Origin of the sequence: Micromonospora sp. LOL_013 (assembly GCF_048060315.1) — a bacterium.
Taxonomy (GTDB): Bacteria; Actinomycetota; Actinomycetes; order Mycobacteriales; family Micromonosporaceae; genus Micromonospora_E.
Genome location: NZ_JBHMIQ010000052.1, coordinates 24,935 through 39,887, shown reverse-complemented (window position 1 = coordinate 39,887; position 14,953 = coordinate 24,935). Strand labels below are relative to the sequence as shown.

The 14,953-nt window shown below is 71.0% G+C and carries 12 protein-coding genes; 6 read left to right on the top strand and 6 right to left on the bottom strand.

Annotated features, from left to right (window positions below; all coding sequences use genetic code 11):
• The first annotated feature begins 92 nt into the window (after positions 1-92).
• Positions 93-788 (top strand): hypothetical protein, encoded by a 696-nt coding sequence (locus ACFHWS_RS26270; protein WP_416556871.1) that lies wholly within the window; start codon positions 93-95, stop codon positions 786-788.
• A 115-nt stretch (positions 789-903) separates the two neighbouring features.
• Positions 904-2,049, top strand: a complete 1,146-nt coding sequence (locus ACFHWS_RS26265; protein WP_416556870.1) for a hypothetical protein — start codon at positions 904-906, stop codon at positions 2,047-2,049.
• An 18-nt stretch (positions 2,050-2,067) separates the two neighbouring features.
• Here ACFHWS_RS26265 and ACFHWS_RS26260 read toward each other — a convergent pair whose 3' ends face one another.
• The 3 genes from ACFHWS_RS26260 to ACFHWS_RS26250 are packed head-to-tail and all read right to left on the bottom strand — an operon-like array spanning position 2,068 to position 5,810.
• On the bottom strand, positions 2,068-3,159 hold the full coding sequence (locus ACFHWS_RS26260; RefSeq protein WP_416556869.1) for a glycosyltransferase: 1,092 nt from the start codon (positions 3,157-3,159) through the stop codon (positions 2,068-2,070).
• A gap of 45 nt (positions 3,160-3,204) precedes the next feature.
• Positions 3,205-4,647 carry a sugar transferase gene (locus tag ACFHWS_RS26255; protein WP_416556868.1) on the bottom strand — a complete coding sequence of 481 codons (1,443 nt, stop codon included), beginning with the start codon at positions 4,645-4,647 and terminating at the stop codon, positions 3,205-3,207.
• Positions 4,648-4,703: 56 nt separating this feature from the next.
• Positions 4,704-5,810, bottom strand: a complete 1,107-nt coding sequence (locus ACFHWS_RS26250; RefSeq protein WP_416556867.1) for an LCP family protein — start codon at positions 5,808-5,810, stop codon at positions 4,704-4,706.
• Between the two features lie 276 nt (positions 5,811-6,086).
• Between ACFHWS_RS26250 and ACFHWS_RS26245 the strand changes: the two genes are divergently transcribed.
• The 3 genes from ACFHWS_RS26245 (at position 6,087) to ACFHWS_RS26235 (ending at position 9,396) form a co-directional block, all read left to right on the top strand.
• Positions 6,087-6,728 (top strand): hypothetical protein, encoded by a 642-nt coding sequence (locus ACFHWS_RS26245; RefSeq protein WP_416569335.1) that lies wholly within the window; start codon positions 6,087-6,089, stop codon positions 6,726-6,728.
• 41 nt (positions 6,729-6,769) lie between these two features.
• The gene (locus ACFHWS_RS26240) at positions 6,770-8,173 is read left to right on the top strand and encodes a hypothetical protein (RefSeq protein WP_416569334.1); all 1,404 of its coding nucleotides are present in this window, start codon (positions 6,770-6,772) and stop codon (positions 8,171-8,173) included.
• Between the two features lie 425 nt (positions 8,174-8,598).
• Positions 8,599-9,396 carry a siderophore-interacting protein gene (locus tag ACFHWS_RS26235; RefSeq protein ID WP_416569333.1) on the top strand — a complete coding sequence of 266 codons (798 nt, stop codon included), beginning with the start codon at positions 8,599-8,601 and terminating at the stop codon, positions 9,394-9,396.
• A gap of 66 nt (positions 9,397-9,462) precedes the next feature.
• On the opposite strand, the gene ACFHWS_RS26230 is transcribed toward ACFHWS_RS26235, so the two are convergent.
• The 3 genes from ACFHWS_RS26230 to ACFHWS_RS26220 all read right to left on the bottom strand — a co-directional run bounded on the left by ACFHWS_RS26230 (position 9,463) and on the right by ACFHWS_RS26220 (position 12,671).
• Positions 9,463-9,618: a hypothetical protein gene (locus ACFHWS_RS26230; protein ID WP_416569332.1), complete on the bottom strand. Its 156-nt coding sequence runs from the start codon at positions 9,616-9,618 to the stop codon at positions 9,463-9,465.
• A 12-nt stretch (positions 9,619-9,630) separates the two neighbouring features.
• Positions 9,631-11,922, bottom strand: coding sequence for a hypothetical protein (locus ACFHWS_RS26225; protein ID WP_416569331.1), 2,292 nt, complete (start codon positions 11,920-11,922; stop codon positions 9,631-9,633).
• A gap of 299 nt (positions 11,923-12,221) precedes the next feature.
• Complete coding sequence (locus ACFHWS_RS26220; protein WP_416569330.1) at positions 12,222-12,671, bottom strand: hypothetical protein; 450 nt, start codon at positions 12,669-12,671, stop codon at positions 12,222-12,224.
• A 484-nt stretch (positions 12,672-13,155) separates the two neighbouring features.
• Here ACFHWS_RS26220 and ACFHWS_RS26215 point away from each other — a divergent pair, with 484 nt between their 5' ends.
• Entirely contained in the window at positions 13,156-14,850 is a 1,695-nt protein-coding gene (locus ACFHWS_RS26215; protein ID WP_416569329.1) for a S8 family serine peptidase, read from the top strand.
• Positions 14,851-14,953 lie beyond the last annotated feature (103 nt).

The window sequence follows — 14,953 nt, the reverse complement described above, 5'->3', positions numbered from 1 at the left end:
TGCGTTCATCCCGTTCGACGAGCGGCTGGCGGTCATCGACGACGTCATCAAGCCCGCGTACCAGTCCCTCGTCGAGGACGAGGAGGTCGACCGTGTCGGTTGACGCCCAGCCCCGCCGGTGCGGCGGTGCGTCCGCTGGCCGGTGGGGCGCCATCCCGCACCGCAGGTTGCTCGACGCGGTCGCCGCAGCGGTTCCGGCCGACCGGCTGCCCAGAGTGGAGACCGCCACCGTGACCCATCTGCTGCGGCCGGTGCCGTGGCAGCGGCGCTCCGGGCTGGTCAGTTTGGTCAGCACCGCCTACCCGGCGCTCGCCCACCGGGTGGCCACCGTGATCGACGGCGAGTTCCCCGGAGTACGGATCGCCACCACCGCCCGGATGAGCGGACGCGACGACCGGGACCGGTTCGACGTACTCGTCCCCAGCGGTCGGGCCGACGAGGTGCTCGGCTGGCTCGCGCGGCTGTGGCAGACGGCAGCTGAGCAGGTCGGACCGCACGCCCGGCCGGGTCTGCGCACGCCGGCCGCCCGGACGATGTGGCGGGCGGCGCTGCTGGTCGCCAACGGCTCCCGCCGCCGCAGCCAGGTCCGGGTCCGGGTGCCGGATCCGGCTGCGTTGACCGCGCTGACCCAGGCGGGTGACGCGCTCGGCCTGGCCGTGCACCAGCATGTACGGCGGGGCAACTCCTACTTCGTCACGGTGGATGACCCGGCCCAGTCGGTCCAGTTGCTCCGAATCGTCGGCGCCGGTCCGCACGCCGAGGCATGGGTACGCGACGCCGCCGCCTGACCGGTCGACGGTGCGGACAGGTTCGCGAGGCCCCAGCCGTGCCTCTAACCCAGAGCAGCAATGCGGTCATCCTCAGTCGCTATGATCCCGGCAGGACACAGGAGCGGGAGGTCGAATGCAACCGGTAGATCCGTACCGGCTCGTCGAGATGCTGGGATCGTGTCCGGCGGGCAGCGTCTGGTCGGCTGTGGAACCCCACGGCGAGCAGATCACCGTGGCGATCCTCGACGCCGATGTGGCCGCCGATGAACGGTGGCGGGAAGCGTTCTCCTCGGCCGCCGAGGCGCTGGCCGACCCGGCGGCGGGAGCACCGGCCTTCCGATACGCGAACTTCACCGCCCGGATCCCCTGGGTCGCCTGCGCTGCTGCCGGGCCCGGTGAAGGGGCGGAGCGGATCTTCCTCGCCCTCGGCCAGGAGTACCAACCGGCCGGACCGCAGGGCGCGGTCGGCCCGGCAGCCGAGCGACCACCGGCCCTGGCCCACCAGCCGGCGTACCCTCCGGTGCCCCGGTTCGCCCCGGCCGAACCACCGCGCCGACGCGTTCCGGGCCCGCTGCTGGCCGGGGCGGCGGTCGTGGCGGTCCTGCTGGCCGGTGCCGCCGTGATCTGGTGGCCGGAGCGGTCCGCCGAGAACCCACCACGGTCCGGAGCGAGCGCGACGCCGGGCCGGGCGGTCGACACCCCGCCGAGCGGCCCTCCGCAGGATGGCATCCCGCCGCTGGCCCCCGCGCACCAGCCCGGTTTGGAGCCACCGGTGGAGAGCTCCTGGCGGGCCGACTGGCCCCGGTTCACCCCGGAGGACACGGTCCGCACCTACACCGACCTGGCCGACGTGGGTCTGATCCTCAAGGTGCCGTGGAGCTGGGACTGCTCCCCCGTCCCCGACGACCTGGCCCCGCAGACCCGCCGCCTGCGGTGCAGCGGCACGTTCGGCGAGCAGCAGCAGGAGGTCGGTGGCGAGGTCGTGGTCCGGCCCTGTCCACAGCGGTGCACCCCGGACCGGCAGGCGAGGATGCGCCAGGCCGAGGAGGCGTGGAGTCAGCGGTGGCTGCAGGCAGGCATCGCGACCGCGTACGCCGAAATCAGCACGCTGCGGGTCGGCGGTGAGCGGCGGCACGGTCTGGTGATGGTCGCCTACTGGCGCGGCGGGCAGGACGGGTCGATCGACCGGCAGCTGGTGCTGCGGCTGACCGGCCCGGCCGACGGGGCCAGCCCACTGCGCATGATCGCGAACTATCTCCGCAGCTCGCTGCTGCTGTAGCCGGCTGGCGGCGTGCCGTCAGCCACACTCGGCTTCGATCCAGTCGGCGAGTTTCGCGGCGAACTCGGCCGCGGCGAACGACTTGGCGTGTGCCTGGATGCCGGCGGCGTCGAGCTGGTCGAGCCGACGCAGCAGCGGGACGTAGTCGTCGGCCCGGGTCGAGTCGACGAGGTGTCCGGTCGCACCGTCGACGACGGTTTCCAGCAGCCCACCACGACGCAGCCCGAGGACCGGCGTACCGCAGGCCTGGGCCTCGACCGGGATGATGCCGAAGTCCTCGTGCACCGGGAAGAGCAGCGCCCGGGCCCCCCGGTAGAGCTGCCGCAGCCGGGCCCGGTCCGGACGTACCTCGAAGGTCACCTCGGCGCCGACCCGGTCGGCGTGCCGACGCAGACTGGCCTCCTGGGGCCCGGAGCCGGCAATGACCACCGGCATCCGGGCGGCCGCGGCGATCGAGATGATCAGATCGAAGTTCTTGTACGGGATCCAGCGCCCCACCCCGAGCAGGTAGTCGCGTTGCGCGACGGGTTCGTCCGGCTGGGCGGTGGCGAAGTAGTCGACGTCGACTGGCGGATGGATGACCACCGCGTCGCGGTGCCAGAACCGCCGGATCCTGTCCCGCACCTCACGGGAGTTCGCGGCGTAGCTGGCCACGTGCCGGCTGAGCCGCACGTCCACCGTCTGCAGGGCCCGCCGGGGCAGGGCGAGCAGCCGGCCGGAGCCGCGGCCGTCGTAGGCGGGGCTCCACACGTAGCGGGCCGGCGAGTGGACGTAGCTCAGATGCCGGGTCCGCCCCGACGCACCGAGCCGTACGGTATGCGCGAAGGCGTGGCTGGACGACAGGACCACGTCGAAGTGCTCCCGGCTGAGGGTTCGCCACACCAGCGGCATCAGCGGCAGGGCGAGGGTCTTGCTGCGGCGCAGCGGTGTCCGGGCCAGCCAGGATTCCCGCAGGCCCCGGTCGGTCACCCCGGGGTCGGACCACAACACGAACCGTTGGGCGTGCGGGACGAGGTCGGCGATCCGCCGGAACACCTGCTCTGACCCGCCGGTGTCGCCGAACCACTCATGGACGAGTGCGACCGAACGGCCGGCAAGCGGTGTCGTCAACTCCGTGAACTCCCCTCGTCTGCGTCGGTGTGCCGGTCGGCTGGATCAGCGCCCGCGGCCACGGAGCACCTCGGCGACGGTACGCAGCAGCACCTTGATGTCCAGCCACAGCGACCAGTGCTCGATGTAGAAGTTGTCGAACCGGGCCCGGTCGGAGATTGGCGTGTCCCCCCGCAGACCACTGACCTGGGCCAGCCCGGTGAGTCCCACCGGTACCCGGTGGCGCATCGCGTAGCCGGGCAGCTCGGCGGAGAACTTCGCCACGAAGTACGGGCGTTCCGGCCGGGGACCGACCACGGTCATGTCGCCGCGCAGGATGTTCCACAGTTGTGGCAGCTCGTCGAGCGACGTACGTCGCATGAACCGACCGATCAGGCTGACTCGGCGGTCGTGGGCGATCGACCAGGTGGTCCGGGCCTCCTGGTCGGTCTCCGGACGCATCGACCGGAACTTGATCACGTCGAAGGTCCTACCGTGCTGGCCGATACGCTCCTGCCGGAAGAAGATCCCTCGGCCGCCATCGATGAAGGTGGCCAGCGCGCACAGGCCGAGCACCGGGCTGAGCAGGACCAGCGCCACCGAGGCGAGTGCCACGTCGGAGGCCCGTTTCACCATCCAGCGCGGCCCGGACAGGGCGATGTGCCGTACGTGGACCAGCGGGATCGCGCCGATGTGGTCGGGTTGCCGCCCGTACGATCCCGACCCCCACAGTCTGGCCACCGCCCAGAGGTCCTGGCTGGCGCACTCGGGTCGGCGCAGCAGATCCATCAGTCCGGCTTCGGGGCAGTCCGGATCGGCGATGATGAGCACGTCGCACTCGACCATGTCGATCAGCCGGCCGAGGTCGTCGAAGGTCCCGACCAGCGGCAACGACGCACCCTCGGTCTGCCGGGCGGCCGAGTCCACGCAGCCGGCGAACCGCAGGCCGTAGCTGGGGTAGCGGCGCATCAGCCGGGCCAGCTCGGCCGCGACCGGCCCGCTGCCCAGGATCAGGGCGTTGTGTTCGACCCAGCGGCGGCGGCGGGCGAAGACCACCACCGCCCGGGTGATCGAGCGTCCGATGATCAGCAGTACGGCCGAAACGGCGATCCCCCGCATCAGGTCGGCCACATACTCCACCGAGTCGTGCCGCAGCCCGGCGATGATCGCGACGGTGCCGGACGCGGTGAGCAGGCGTCCACACAGGGTCGGCAGTTCGTCGAGGAAGCTGACATGGCGTCTGGCCCGGTAGAGCCCGCTGAACGCGAAGACGGCGATGGTCAACGCCGCCATGAACAGGGTGCCCCGCCAGTACCGGTCGGAGATCAGCAGCGGAGCGAGCAACGCGGCGAGGTCCACCGGGGCGGCGATCATCCAGGCCCGTAGCGGCCGGGTGCGGCTCGACGCCCGTGAACCGGCGTACGGCAGGACCGCGGTGGCGCCAGCCGACGGGTCCGGCCCCACGTCCGGCCGTGGCCGGGGCACCAGCGGCAGCAACGGCGCTTCCACGACTTGGCCATGCCTTCCCGGTTCGGTGGAGCGGGGCTGGTGGTCGGTGCCGGAGGTCACTGCGCCGCGGCGAGGATCTCGTCGACCGCGTCGCGACGGACCGCGTCGTAGAAGGAGTCGGCCGCCTCGGTGTCGGCGAACACCACGCTCTCGTCACCGACCCGCCCGGTGCCTTCGGTCGGGCTGGTGACGAAGGTGAGGTCGTCGCCGCGCAGGTGTCGCAGGTCCATGCCGAAGTCGAGCAGGGACAACGTCTCGTCGACCGCCGCCGCGTCGGCCGTGGCCCGGATGAACGAGTTCAGCGTGGCCGGGCTGGACAGCACCCCACCGGAGGCTGCCTTCTCGAGGATGGCCTTGATGACCTGCTGCTGGTGGCGGATCCGGGCGAAGTCGCCATCGGCGAAGGCGTACCGCTCGCGGGCGTAGTCGAGGGCCGCCGCGCCGTCCATCGTCTGCGGGCCGGCGGCGAACGACCGTCGGTTGTCAGGGTTGAGGGAATGGTTGGAGGTGAACGCCTCCTCGACGTCAATCTCGACCCCGCCGAGCGCGTCGACGATCTCCCGGAATCCGGCGAAGTCCACCAGGGCGACGTTGTCCACCCGTACTCCGGTGAACTCCTCGACGGTCTGCACCATCAGCGGGATACCACCCCAGGCATACGCGGCGTTGATCTTCGCTTCCCGTCCGCCGTATGTTCCTTCCTGGTTTTCCGGCACGAAGACCCAGGTGTCCCGGGGAATGGAGATTAGCTGGGCGCTCTGCCGGTCGGCCGCGATGTGCGCCAGGATGATCGTGTCACTGCGGGAGCCCGACGTGCTGTGCGGGTCCCGGGTATCGCTGCCGAGGATGAGGATGTTCGTGGCGGTGGTCACCTTCTCCGGCCGGAACTCCTCCGGCACGTCCACGAACGCCTCCACCCGCTCGATCCCGGACTCGATCGACCGCAGGTAGAGCCCACCGGCGAGCAGCCCACCGCCGACGAGCAGCGCCAGGACCACGAGCACCGACAGAACGATCCGCAACCTGCGGCGACGGCGACGCGGTGGCTCGGTGGCGGGGTCCACTGCCGACCCGGGATCCTGCGTCCCCGGCCACACCCCGTCGGTCACCCCGCCCGACTCCTGGGTAGCCGTCTGGTCCACGAGCTGTTGTCGACGTGACATGTCAGTGATAGTACTGACGGAGGTTTCCGGATGATGTCCGCCCGGGACAGTGAAAGATCCACTTTAATCATCCACGCCGGTCTTATCCGCTTTCACCTTCCTACCGGCCCCGCTCATGACAACGGTTCATCGTCCTGCCCTGGCGGCGGCCCTGACGGATTCCCGTCAGAACCGCCGGGCATTCTGCCCTAATCGTCCGGTCCGTAAGCCAGCGGGTGGCCTGCCTGACCGACACTGGATGGACCGTCCGCTCAACTGCAGGATCGGAGTGCCGAGGTGACCTTGGAGGCCGGTGCTGACCGGGCACGTGACCGGCTCGTCTCCCGGGGCGTGGCCGAGTTGCTGGCCCTCGTCGGCCGGCTGCTGCGCCGGCCCCGGCGCGGCGAGGACGACCTGCCGGTCGTCGTGGCGGTTGGCGCCGCCGGGTCCGAGGTGCACGCCGGGGTGCTGCGCCGGCTGCGCCGGCCGGCCCGCCGCCGGGTGCCGCACGTCGACGTCGACGCCGCCGAGTTCCCCGACGGAGCCGGGATCCGCCCGCTGCTCGACGCGGTGTACCACCAGCTCGCCCTCGACGCGTTCGGCGGTGAGCCGTTCACCTTCCGCCACTATCCGCTGGCCCGCTGGCTGATGGACCAGCGGCTGGCCGACGTCGAGGTCACCGAACGCCGGGCCCGGCTCACCCAGATGCTGCGTGCCTGGCGCCGCCGGCCCGCCACCGAGAACCTCAGCGGCGCCTCGGACGCCGAGACCATGTTCGCCACCGCGTACCGGTTACTGCTCTGGCTGGTCCTGCAGGCGGTCCCGGACGTGGTCTTCCGGGCCTGGCCCTGCTCGCCGGTGGGCTGTTCTGGGCCGGCGGGCGGTGGGGTCCCGGTTGTCTGCCGCACCCGGGGCAGGGCGAGATCTCGCTGCGACTGATCGACGGGGAGTGCATCGGCTACAGCGACAATCTGGCATACGTGTTCAACCACGACCCGGGCCAGGACGCGCTGCGCGGGGTACAGGACCGCATCTTCCGGCAGAACGAGGAGGTCATGCAGGTCTGGCGGAGCAGCCAGCGCCGACGCCCGCTGATGACGCTGGTCTATCTGGGCATCATGACCGGCCAGCGGACCGGTCCCCGGGAGGTCTCCTACGTCTCCGAACGCGAAGAGCTGGAAGGGATGGCGGTTGCCCAGTACGCCCGGATGAAGGCGTCGGCGAGCACCGACGGCCAGGCGCTGCTGCGCATCGTGGTGGCCAACGGTGGCAAGCAGATGCGACACGCGGAGCGGACGGTGGAACTGCTGGCCGGGCTGGCCCGCCGGGATCCGACGGTGGTCGGCGTGGTCGGCCTGGTGGAGAGCCGCACCACCACGGCACGGGCGCTGCGGCGACTCAACGAGGTGGGGCTGCCGGCGGTCGCACCGACGCTGTCCGCCGACGGGCTGCACCGCAACTCGCGGCTGTACCTGCAGATGGTCCCGCCCAACGCCGACCAGGCCGAGCTGGTGTCGGCGTACGCCACCCGGGTGCTCGACCTGTCCGAGGCGCACATCTACTACACCACCGGCGACAACAGCCCACTCGCCGACGACCTGTACGTCAACACGCTGGTCACCGGCCTGACCGACCGGCTCGGTGAGCAGGCCACCGCGCGGCCGTTCCGGGTGGGCGACTCGCTCGGTCACGAATGCGGCTACCCCGGTTTACTCTTCTTCGCCGGCCGGTACTCGGAGTTCGACGAGTTCCTGGAGGCGCTGCGGGGCTGCCGGAACGATCCCCCGCTGCACCTGGTGGCCGACGACTCGGTCAACCGGTACCTGGCCAATCACCAGCTGCGGGCGAATGCACCGGGCAACCTGCCGGTGACGTACGTGTCGAAGGCCGCGTTGGCGATGTGCACCAGGCTGGTGGCCGACGCGGTCGCCGACGAGTCACGCCGCCGGTTCCTCGACCTGATCCGCCGCGACGACCTGCTCGGCGAGCGGCGGTGCGTGGACGGCTCCGGTCCGCCGGTCGGCGAACGGGTGGCGCTGGCCTACGACGCGACGATGATGCTGATCGCGGCGGTGGAGCAGCTCGCGGCCCGGCTGAACGTCGGCTCCCGGCCGTGGGACGCGCGGGCGGTCAGCCCGGTCGCGGTCTTCACCGAGGTACTGCGCCAGAATGCCGCGGCGGCGTACCCGGGGGTGACCGGGCCGACCCGGTTCTCGGCCGACACCGGCGAGCCGGTGGAGAAGCGACTGTCGCTGATGTACGTGGCCAGCGTGCCGCAGGTCGACCGGGAACCCACAGAGGTCTTCTACTGTGGCCGGGCACAGCCGGAGGACCCGCCCGGCTGCCATCCGGCCCCGGCGACCCCGACCGGCGACACCGGCTGACCGCCCACCGGGCGACCGATGGAACCTTCCGGACCGCCGGGGAGTCGGGCACTGCATGGGAAAATCCCCGCCGAACGCTGACGGCACAGGAGGCGATCGTCCGCGCCCTGCTCGCCCCGCACCGCTTCGCCGAGCTGGACAACCCGGAGGCGTGTCGCGGCGCCGGTTGACCGCCGAGGAGGTCGCCGAGCTCACCCAGTGACCGGACGCGCTTCGGCGTGGCGCGGGCCGTCCACCCGGTGGATGGACGGCCCGCGGGCCGTTGCTGCCGGACCCGGTACCGCGAGGGGTCGGCCTTCCGGACACCGGCACGACCAACTAAGGTTAGGCAAGCCTGCCCTTATCGATCCGGGAGTCCGTGGCCACACCAGCCGCACCGGCCGCTGTCGCTCGGCCGGGCGCGCTCCCGCGCGACCTTACGGAGAATGATGAGCTTCAAGGACGCCAAGAAGCACACCACGCTGTGTGTGGTGAACGTCGTCGGCACCGAACGGATCAGTCCCAACTTCATCCGGGTCACCCTCGGCGGCGACCAGTTGCAGCGCCTTCCCGACCACGGCTTCGACCACTGGTTCCGGCTATACCTGCCACAGGAGCACGGCGAGACCACCTTCGACCTGCCCAACCGGGCCGACACCATCGGCTACCTGAAGTACCTGCGGATCCCGTCGGCGACCCGGCCGCACCTGCGCAACTACACGGTCCGCGCGTTCCGGCCGCAGGCCCGCGAACTCGACATCGACTTCGTCGTGCACGGCGACGAGGGGGTCGCCAGCCGCTGGGTGCAACGCACCAAGGCCGGTGACACCGTAGCCCTGCTCGACCAGGGCTGCGGCTACGAGTTCGCCCCCGACACCACGTTCCATCTGCTGGCCGGCGACGAGACCGCGCTGGCGGCGATCGTCGGCATCCTGCGGGACCTGCCGCGCGACGCCACCGGCCTGGCCGTGGTCGAGATCCCCGACCCCGCCGACGCCCAGCAGGTCGACGCGCCCGCCGGGTTCGAGGTGCGCTGGCTGCCCCGCCCGGCCGGAACCCGGCCGGGCAGCCTCGCGCTCGCCGCGGTGCAGGCCTGGACGACCGACAGTCCGACCACGGTGTCCGCCTACTTCGCCGGCGAGCAGGCCCTGCCCGCCGGGGCCCGCCGTCATCTGGTGGACATCGGTGTCCCGAAGCGCCGGATCAGCTTCACCGGCTACTGGCGACTCGGTAAGACGCACTGAACCGGCGCTGCGCCGGCGCGACGACGAGGCCACCCGCAGTGCCCGCAAAGGTAGGTCGCCCAGGCTTCACCGGTCCGCCCAGACCGTGACGTCGACCACCATCCGGGGTCGGGGCGGAGTCGGCGGTTCGACGACCTGGACCAGCGCGGTACGCCGCTCGTCGGTCAGCACGCACAGCTGGTCGCCGCGACGGATCTCGCTGTGCCGGATCGTGGCCACCAACCGGCCTGGTCGCTACTGAAACGTGCGACACGTTTGGTAGCCGCCCGGCCGGCCAGCCCGAACGAGCGCGAACGAGGGTGTGTCCGACGCGCTGCGGATCCGGTGGTACTCGACGATGAGGTCGGCCAAGCCACCATCGCGGACCGGGCCGACCAGCCGCTCGGTGCTGCCACGGCCAGGCTCGCCGGTGTCGGCGTCGATCTTGTCGCGATAGTTGGTGAACACGTCCGTCGTCGCTCGCAGGACGCAGCCGGTGCGGTGCAGCACGACCGGCACGGGGGCTTCGACCGGCCGGTGGGCGGCCACCGCGTCACACGCGACGGTGGGTGTGGTCCGGCTCGGACCGCCGGTGGCTCCGACCGCGCCCGCGGTCACCACCAGGGCACAGCCGGCCGTCATGGCCACCCACCATCGACGGCGCCCGTCACGGCGTACGGGCTCGGGATGCTGGTTCTCCCAGCGGTGGGCCAGACGCTCCCGCAGCAACCGGTGCCGAAACTCGTACACACCGCCTACCCGACGGAGTCCCTTGTGCCGTGACTCGTACGCCTGATCGAGGAAACGTATCAGTTGCCACGGCAGCGGGCTGCGCGCAGCCAGCCAGATACGCGCGATCGTGAAGTGCAGCCAGGCCGCTCGGGCACCCCGCACGATCGCCGCACCTACGCCGAACGTGAAGGCCGTGGCCAGTACGGGCGGATTGTCGGCGGGTCTGACCACGAGCTTGAGCACGAGCCCGGCGAGCACGCCGGTCACGATCGCGCTGAACGCCATGCTCACCAGCGCGGCCCTGCGGTCGTTGCGCAGCACCCCGGACGGCCGGTCCCCCTGCGTCGTGTCCGTCATGACCTGGCCCTGCATCAGCAGCATGACCGCGCCGGCCGGCACCGCGATCAGGTAGCCGGCCGGCGCCATGTGCCAGGCCGGGTCGCGGCCGAACAACACCATCAGAATCGCCACGAACAGTGTGGCTCCGGCGGCCCCGAACGCCGCGCCCCTTGTCGACTCCTCGATCAGGATCCGCGGCCGCGAGCCGAGCCGCCAGGTAAAGGTGACCGGAGCCGGTGACCGCCGCGCGGCCTGCCACCCGGCGATGCCAGTCAGCAGGGCGACGACCACCGCGAAGGCGATTCCGACCGGCACTACGTCCATCGCGGCCCACAACCCGACCCTGCCGGCCATGTCCGGGCCCAAGGTCGTGACCACGTCCGTCCACCGGCCAAGGGCTGCTCCGGCGATCACGGTGAGCACCGTGCAGACCCCGCCGAGACCACCCAGGACGGCTCCCGTCAGATGTGGTGGCAGCTCCGCCGGCAGCCTCCACCACGCGAGCTCGCTGGTCCCGCTGCGCCGCAGCCGCGCGGCGAGGAACGCCAGAGGTGCCCAGTGCCGCCGCGCCCAGTCCGGGTCGCGCCGATCGGGATCGCCGGCATCGATGAAGGTGTCGATCAGCCGGCTCTGGACGCTCGTCCGGTCAGGGAACCGGCTCGCGTCCAGCAGGCCGCCGGGACCGGCGTCCCGGGCACCGTACCCGATGCCGGCCAGCCAGAGCATGAACGGCGTCGCCATCGCCTCGGCCAGTGGTCCGTCCGGCGAGCGGTCGAGACGGGCGAACACCTCGTCCCACTTGGCCTGATGGTGATCGGGTGTCACCTGGCGCAGGTAGGCCGTGGCCTGCTCCGGCGGCACCGGCTGCAGTTCGAGCACGGCCGCACCGTCGAGCGGGACGCGGTACCAGTGTTCGTCCACTCCATTGACAGCGGACGTGTACTCGTCGCTGCGGCAGTTCACGATGATCGGATGCGGGCTGTCGCCGATCATCGTGACCGCCCGCGCGGAAGAACCCGCCCACGCGTCGAACTCGTCGAGAATCGGGAGCACCCGGCCGTCGCGTACCAACGTCAGCGCGTGGCGCAGGGCGCGCCGTCGCGGTCCACCGAAGGCCCACCCGTACCGGCTGACCAGCTGCCGGGCCAGCCACTGGTCGAACGGCCCTGGCTGCGGCACCCGCCGTCGCGAGCTGGGTGGACGGTAGGTTAGGAGATCACCTGGGTCGCTGGCGCCCAGCGGGAACAACACCGGGATCGGCCGGTTCGGCTGGGTCGTCCCAGGCTGGGACGACCCACGCCGGGACAGCAACTCGTGGGCGAGCGCCACCGACACAGCGGTCTTGCCGGCGCCTTCCGCCCCGAGCAGGACGAGACGCCGCCTGGGTAGCCGCTCGAAGGCGTCGGCGAGGTCGGCGAGCGATTCGCTGGAGAATCCGGTCGACCAGCGCATGGCGACGTCATCACTGCCGTACACAACTCGGTCATTGTGCGCCAGGCCGGACCGCGACGGTTTGCGCAACGAAATCCGAGCCTGCGGGCCGACCTGTCTCATCTCCTCATCCAACTGGTCGTGCACCTGCCTGGCCAGTCGTTCGGCGACGATGGAAGTTCCACGACTGCCCCGGTCGCGGTAGCCAAAAGGCCCAAAAAAGCTGAAGAAGATGCCGCTCACGGCGATCGATCGGTCGCCGATGGCCGCTGCCGGCCCCGTTCCAGCAGCGGTGACTGTGTCGCCCGTCTGTCGCGTGTGCCAGATCACCCGTACCACCCGAGTCAGCTGAGATGGACCCCGCTTGTCGCGATGCTGCCGTCGCCGAAGGCCTCTGCGTCGCCGGTGTTCGAAACGTCCACCCTCGGCGGCACCGCGTGGGCCGGTGCGCTCAGACCGCTGACCGCCGCCCCGCCTGCGGTGGCCGTTGCCGCACCGGTGGCGGTGACCCGCATCTCCGCCGGCACCGCGGCTGCAGGACCTGCCGGACCAGGGGATTGGTGGACACGACCGGCCGCTTCTTCTCCCCGCTCGCCGATGTCGGGCAGTCGCCGGCCGGGAGCCGGCTCCAGCGCCGACCTGTCGGACCGGGCCGGCAGCGCACCGATCAGAGCTGCTCCCGCCAGTGCGGACAGGACGACGGCCGCCTGCTCCGCTTGGTCCCACCACAGTGTGACCAGTCCGGCACCGACCACCAGCGCGATCCGGACCACCATTGCCGACCAACGACGCACCAGGATAACCCGACCAACTTTGAACATACGCAATCACTCCCGCATCTCGACTGTGCAGGTCCGTGCGGCACGGCAGATAACTGGCCACCGGGCCCCGATTGCCGAATCAGACGGGGAGCATAGTCAACCGACTCACCACTTCTCACGGCGACCCGGACAACATCGAGCCGCCAGGAAATATCTATCAGGGCGGATGGCGCATGCTCATCCGAACACCACCTTGGCCACCCGGAGTCGATCACGATCTACACCACCGACGAGTACGTCTCGGGTTAGGACAATAAGTTTGTCTAAGCCACTGTCGACCATCGAGGCATGGCGGCGCTCATCTCACAAAGTGTCCAGCGAGGATTTCACGAACCACTTCGGCCGAACTGGCGGTCCGACTCGAGATCAACCGGCGGTACAGTACCCCCCGAGACCGCGAAGAGTCGCCGTCCAACTTCAGTGTGAAACCAGCACACTCCACGAGAGGAACGATGTGGTGAGCAAACGCTTCACCGCCGGCGCCGTCGCGACCGCGACCGCGCTGGCCCTGCTGGGCGCCGTACCGGCCGGACCGGCCGCCGCCGCCCCCGGCGCCTCGGGCGACGTCGCCGAGTACACGGTGGTCGCCGAGGCCGGCACCGGCACCGCCGAGGCGACAGCGGCCATCGAGGCCGCCGGCGGCACCGTCACCGGCAGCACCATCGACGTGGGCTTGTACCAGGTCGTCACCGACGACGCCGGATTCGCCGCCAAGGTCGCCGCCGCTCCCGCGCTGCTCGGCGCGGCGGAGAAGCGGGCCATCGGGTACGCGCCACGCCAGCGCTTCGACGCGGTGGAGCAGGAGCACCGCATCGCCGGCGCGGCATCCGCCGGGGCGGCCGGGCGGCGCGGCACCCGGATGGACCCGCTGGACGACAAGCTGTGGGGCCTGCCGATGATGCGGGCGGACAAGTCACGCCGGGTCGAGCCGGGCGACCGGCGGGTCACCGTCGGCATCCTGGACACCGGCGTCGACGGGCAGCACCCGGACATCCGGCCCAACTTCAGCTACTCGCTGTCGCGCAACTTCGCCCCCGACATCCCAGACATCGACGGCCCCTGCGAGGCCGAGTCCTGCCTGGACCCGGTCGACCGGGACGACAGCGGCCACGGCACCCACGTCGCCGGGACCATCGGCGCCGCCGCGAACCGCTTCGGCCTGTCCGGCGTCGCCCCCAACGTTACGCTGGTGGCGCTCAAGGGCGGCCAGGACTCCGGCTACTTCTTCCTCGACTCGGTGGTCAACGCCCTGGTCTACGCCGGTGACGCCGGCATCGACGTGGTCAACATGTCGTTCTACATCGACCCGTGGCTGTACAACTGCCTGGACAACCCGGCCGACTCCGCCGAGGAGCAGGCGTCGCAGCGGGCCACCATCGAGGCGGTCAACCGGGCACTGCGGTACGCGCACAAGCGGGGCGTCACCCTGGTCGGCTCGCTCGGCAACAACCACGAGGACCTGGGCGACCCCCGCCCGGACTCGTCCAGCCCCAACTACGGCGGCACCCCCCGGCTGCGCACCATCGACAACGACACCTGCTGGGACCTGCCGGTCGAAGGCGCGCACGTGATCGGTGTGTCGGCGCTCGGCCCGTCAAAGGCCAAGGCGGACTACTCCAACTACGGCACCGAGGAAATCTCGGTCGCCGCGCCCGGCGGCTGGTTCCGCGACGGCTACGGCACGCCGACCCACCGGACCTACGACAACACCATCCTGTCGTCGTACCCGCTGCACGTGCTGCAGGAGGAGGGTGTGGTCGACGCCGACGGCAACATCGTGCCGGACGCCGAGTCGTACGTGTTCAAGGAATGCACGTCGGCCGGGGTGTGCGGATACTACACCTACCTGCAGGGCACCTCGATGGCGTCACCGCACGTCTCCGGGGTGGCGGCGCTGATCGTCAGCCGGTACGGCAAGCGCGACGGACGCCGGGGCGGGCTGACCCTGGACCCGGACAAGGTGGAACGGCACCTGTACCGGACCGCCGCCGACACGGCCTGCCCCGAGCCGCGCCTCGTGTCCTACGCCGACGAGGGCCGGTCCCCCGAATGGGATGCCTACTGCGACGGCGGCACCAGCTTCAACGGCTTCTACGGCCACGGCATCGTCGACGCCTTCGCCGCGGTCACCCGGCCGCTGCATCACCACTGAGGACGTCCGGTCCGGACGGCCGGGGTGGGATGATCACGCCCACTCCGGCCGCCGGCCACAACCGGTTCCGCAGCGCCACCGGTCGACGTCGCGTGACATCGCC

Coding starts and splice junctions, on each gene's coding strand:
- ACFHWS_RS26265 (WP_416556870.1), top strand. CDS start 904: ATGCAACCGGTAGATCCGTACCGGCTCGTCGAGATGCTGGGATCGTGT.
- ACFHWS_RS26250 (WP_416556867.1), bottom strand. CDS start 5,810: ATGTCACGTCGACAACAGCTCGTGGACCAGACGGCTACCCAGGAGTCG.
- ACFHWS_RS26235 (WP_416569333.1), top strand. CDS start 8,599: ATGATGAGCTTCAAGGACGCCAAGAAGCACACCACGCTGTGTGTGGTG.